General features: G+C 66.5%; 1 protein-coding gene and 1 pseudogene. Both read left to right on the top strand.

The annotated features are described in order from the left end of the window. A pseudogene (locus H926_RS32510) lies at nucleotides 1-530 on the top strand (aminotransferase DegT); the annotation flags it as partial. After that, complete coding sequence (locus tag H926_RS27180) at nucleotides 527-1,588, top strand: glycosyltransferase family A protein (RefSeq protein WP_022676550.1); 1,062 nt, start codon at nucleotides 527-529, stop codon at nucleotides 1,586-1,588. The pseudogene H926_RS32510 and the gene H926_RS27180, both read left to right, overlap by 4 nt. The last annotated feature ends 139 nt before the right edge of the window (nucleotides 1,589-1,727 follow it).

Below are 1,727 nucleotides of genomic sequence, written 5' to 3'. Positions count from 1 at the left end.
GCTTCACCGATTTTACCGAGGCGGACATCTGCCCGGTCAGCGGCTTTGTCTATCGCCTCGCCGGGTTCCGGCTGGAAGCGCGCGAACTTGTGCTGCGCATGCTGGCCGTGGGGGGACGCGCGCCGGAACCGCGCCTGACGCTGTTGCAGCTGGACCAGCACAATCCGGCCGCGGCGCGCGCGGCGCTTGACGCAGCCGACGTGGTGATCGGGGCAACCGGCTATCGGCCGCGTGCCTTGCCCTTGTTCGATGCGGCAGGCGCGCCGATCATGCTCGCCTGCGATGGCCCGCAGCCTGGCCCGATGGTCGATCGTCACTGCCGCCTGCGCGATGCCGCCGGGCAGATCGTGCCCGGCGCCTACGGCATCGGCCTTGCCGCCGGCTTCGTGCCATGGGGCCCTTTGGGCGGAGAGCCGAGTTTCCGGGGCAACGCCAATGGGCTGTGGCTGTGGCAGAATGATGTGGGGCAGGTGATCGTCGATGCGGTCCTGCCGGCCACCAGCGCCGCACCCCGCCAGGCCGTGGCATGACAGATGCGCCCCTGATCAGCGTGGTGATGGCCGCCTACAACGGCGGCGCCCTGATCGGGGACACGATTGCCAGTGTCCTGGCCCAGACCCTGCCCGATTTCGAACTGGTTGTGGTCGACGATTGTTCCACCGATGATACCCTGGCCCGCCTGCGCGAGGTTGAGGATCCGCGCGTGCGGGTGATTGCGGCCCCGCGCAATGGCGGCCCGGTAGTGGCGCGCAACCTGGCGTTTGCGGCGGCGCGTGGCCGTTTCATCGTCGGGCTGGATCAGGATGACCTGTGCCATCCGGCCCGGTTTGCCGTGCAGCACGCGTTTCTCGAGGCAAACCCGCATGTCGTGCTCGTGGCCTCTGCGGTCGATATCCTCAAGGCTGGCGCGATCTCGGGGCCGCGTGCACCATTTCATACCTCGCCGGCGTTGATCGATTGGCGGTTGCAACTGGGCAATCCGCTGGTCTGGTCGTCGGTGATGTTCCGGGCCGAAGCCGCCCGCCGGCTTGACGTGTTTGAGCGGGTCGATCGGCTCTATGCCGAAGACTTCGATCTCTATCACCGGCTCGCCCGGTTCGGGGCGATTGCCCGGATCGACACGCCATTGGCAACCTATCGCATCCATTCCGGTGGTGCCTCGCAGCGCTATACCGCCCGGATGGAACAGAGCGCGGCGGCCGTTCTGGCCCAGCCTTATACAGACTTGTTCGGGGCCGATGCGCCACGGGCGGCGCATCTGGTCTTGCACCATTTCACCGGCGGCGTGCCGGTGCCCTGCCGCGATACCCTGGCCGAGGTGGGCCGGCTGGTCGCGGTGGTCCATGGGCATTTCATGGCGACGCGGCGGCCCGATGCGGCCGATCTGGCTTTGATTCTGGCAGAATACGCCCGTCTGTGGTGGCGGCTGGGCGATGCCTGCGTGCGTTCGGGCACGCTGTCGCGGGCAGACGTGGTGGCGCTGTGCCCGGCCGGGTTGGCGCAACACCCACCTTCGCGCATGCGTTCGGCCACGTCGCTGCTGATCGGAACGGGCCGCGCGCTGGCATCGCGACTCAAAAGGGCCTGATTCTGTCACGCAAACCGCTGCAGTGAGTCGCGCGAACACCGCCGAAAAGGCGTTGATCACAAAAATGTAATGCCAATAAGTCCCGGGAATACTGGGTTTTTGGTGACTGTGGATGGAATGTGGAAAAATGGCCGTTGAC

The sequence above is a fragment of the Novosphingobium sp. B-7 genome (genome assembly GCF_000410615.1).
Taxonomy (GTDB): Bacteria; Pseudomonadota; Alphaproteobacteria; order Sphingomonadales; family Sphingomonadaceae; genus Novosphingobium; species Novosphingobium capsulatum.
This window is presented reverse-complemented; position numbering and strand designations above follow the sequence as displayed.